4 protein-coding genes are annotated in these 3,010 nt (G+C 32.6%); all 4 read left to right on the plus strand.

The annotated features are described in order from the left end of the window. The first annotated feature begins 338 nt into the window (after positions 1–338). Positions 339–758, plus strand: a complete 420-nt coding sequence (locus tag BC781_RS25210; RefSeq protein WP_109623310.1) for a hypothetical protein — start codon at positions 339–341, stop codon at positions 756–758. A gap of 125 nt (positions 759–883) precedes the next feature. Then, positions 884–1,390 (plus strand): hypothetical protein, encoded by a 507-nt coding sequence (locus tag BC781_RS25215; protein WP_109623312.1) that lies wholly within the window; start codon positions 884–886, stop codon positions 1,388–1,390. Positions 1,391–1,639: 249 nt separating this feature from the next. After that, complete coding sequence (locus BC781_RS25220; protein ID WP_109623315.1) at positions 1,640–2,050, plus strand: hypothetical protein; 411 nt, start codon at positions 1,640–1,642, stop codon at positions 2,048–2,050. 148 nt (positions 2,051–2,198) lie between these two features. Beyond that, positions 2,199–2,837, plus strand: a complete 639-nt coding sequence (locus tag BC781_RS25225) for a hypothetical protein (RefSeq protein ID WP_146201790.1) — start codon at positions 2,199–2,201, stop codon at positions 2,835–2,837. Positions 2,838–3,010 lie beyond the last annotated feature (173 nt).

The raw sequence follows: 3,010 nt of genomic DNA on the forward strand, positions 1-3,010 counted from the left end.
TTTAATTTTACTCTCCACAAAATTTAAAAATAAATAAAACTGCCCACAACAAGGGGCATAGTTCACAGGCATCATGCGACGCAATCTGCCTGCGCTACCATGCCCGATTCGTTGTAGCCAATAAGTAGTGCTAAAAGAGAAATATAGTATCAAGTCTATTAAGTAATTGATGAGACTTAGAAGGTAGATTTACATTAAAACTAATTATTATAAATGAAAAAGACTTTTTTACTGTTAGGTTTATTGGGCGTATTTGCTTGTTCTACAGATGAAATAATGGAACCATCTTGCAAATTCGATGAATTCAAAGGAATGGAAGTACTTGGATTTTAGATGGTGTGAAAGAAGTATACGGTGAAGTAAAAACACTTAGACCAAATGATAATGAAGAGGCAAAACTATTTGAAGAATTGGTGATATTTGAAAACAACACAGCTTTAAAAACTACTTACTATTATTATTACACAAACTGTGAGCTAGTAGAATATATGTTCGTTACTTTTAAAGATGATGCTTTTCAAAGGATTGAAGGCGAAAGCTATTATTTTGAAACTTTTACGGTTGAAGAAGAATATGCTTCAAGAATTACTTCATCAGAATCTCTTGAAAAGAGTAATTGTTTTGAAGTAGAAAAGTCTATATCTGAAGGTAATCAACTAAGTGGGGTATTACCTCCTAAATTGTCTCAAAGATTAGAGTTTCCTGTAGAGCTAATGGAAGTGAATGAAGCAATAGTTCAGGAAAATCAATGTAATTAATTATTAAAGACACTATAAATTTTTAAAAGAAAAAACTGGCTACAACAAGGGGCATAGTTCACAGTCGTCATGCGACGCAATCCGCCTGTGACACCATGCCCATGTCGTTGTACGCAAGTTGAAAAATGGAACTCATAGGTAGAATAAATAGAAGAAAAATATATTACGTTCAGATTAGAAATAATTCTGAATGGAAGTCTTCTTTGCCAAAAAATGATTGGGTAGCCTTTACAATAGCAGATAAAGAAGATGAAGAATTGGTTCCGCCATCAGTTAAAATTTGTATGGACAAAAATGTCTCATATACATGTAGCGCTGGAACATTAGCACATTGGACGGAAAACTATTTTGATGAGGAAATAGCTTGGAGAGGGGGCGATTATGAAATGAAGACAAAACAAGAATTTGACTATGAAAAGTCGCCAGTTACGACAGCTCATAAAAACTTTGGTGAAGGGTTTTGGTTTGCTTCTACTCTAGCGCACGATGATAATTTTGACATAGATAAAATAGTGTGTGTGGATTTTACCAAGCGGAAAGTAAAAAAACATCTGACGGACTTGATTGAAAAAATTAATAATGGTTGGTTACCAAGTGACGAGGAAATTGAATTGGCGCAATATGATAACTAACAAAAAACAGCGTACAACAAAGGCTAAAAAAGCATTAATTTAGTAGTAAAATTGGTGGTTATTGCGTGTAAGCAAGCCCGCCACAAAATTGAAAAAACTTTAAAAGGCTTGTGGCTATTTAGTAGACGGGACGTAAGTTCTTTGAAATGCTTTTTAGCCGAGTCGTTATGAGCAAGAAAACATATGAAGTTATTTAGTTTCATAATTTTAATTCTTCTCTCAGGTTTTAAGGCAAATGGTCAACAATAAATGGGAATTGTTGATTATGATTCTCTTTATAATCATGTGTCGATAATTAAAACAGTTGATTATCAAAACAGAATCCAAGCTTTAAGGGATTCAACCAAATTAATTAATCAGAAGATACATAATGAATATTCAGATTTAGTAGAGACATGTTTTTGGAATGAAGAATTGATATCTGAGTGGAATTATGGTTTAACGAGCCTTGAAAAGCAGATGAATATGATTTTATCAGAAATAGATCAATTAAGACAGGAACAGGACTCAATCATATTGATCTATACAAAGTCTATAATTAATAAATTTTGTGTTGAAAATCAGATTGATATTCTAATTCAAAAAGATTTAACTTTTGATTATTCAAAGGATATAAAGTCTGATTATACTCAAGATATTATAAAATTAATAAGTGAATAAAAGCTCATAACAAGGGGCATATTCCACAGGCAGCTATGCGACGCAACCTGCCTGCGATACCATGCCCAGGTCGTTGGGCTTCATAATTAAACTTTTAGCAGATGATGATTATGAAGAGCTATAAAAGCAAATTCTGAATTAAAGGTAAATGATCAGATATAAACGATTTGTGTTACTTGTGTTTGGTTTGTTAACAATGTACAGATCAGCATTTTCACAGAGTGCTTATGGTGAGGGAGAATTAACTCTTACGTCAAAAGATTTGTTAGAAATGTTTTTGACGGACGTTTCTGGAAGAGAATTAAACAAAAGAGAATCAATAATTGTATTTGATTTTAAAAACCAAAGCTCTCAAGACGTCGATACTTTATGTGTGTATGATGACGAAAAATCTCCTTATAACTTATTAGAAGAGAGGTATGGGGTTTATCAAGGATTTCAAATCATAATGAAGGGATATCCAGATAGTACATTTTTTAAAATGGCGGTAGATAATGAACTATTAAAAAAAGTCATACACGATGATTCGGTATCAAATCAAAATGTACTTGATAGCATAAGAAATCGTTTATATAAGGGATATATAGATTTTATCCCTGATAGTGAACGTCATAAGATCCGAAATGGAATATATAATGGCTATATCGTTTCTGTTGGAAGTGAGTATGATCCAAGTTTATATTACTATGTGATTTATGATGAGGAATTCATAATAAATAGGATTCGTTCAGATCGCCAATTACCAAATAGTTATTTTGGTTTTCCAAGAAAGATAGATAAGAAATAAAAAACGAAGCCCAACAAGGGGCATAGTTCACACCACACTTACCGGCAACACGACCTAAGTGCAATACCATGCCCGAGCCGTTGTGAGTAATAATTAAAGTAAACTGAGTGAATATTATTAGAAGAATTTTTAGTGAACTATCATTTAGATTTCACTTTAGAACTACACCGAAT

The organism is Sediminitomix flava (assembly GCF_003149185.1).
Lineage (GTDB): Bacteria > Bacteroidota > Bacteroidia > Cytophagales > Flammeovirgaceae > Sediminitomix > Sediminitomix flava.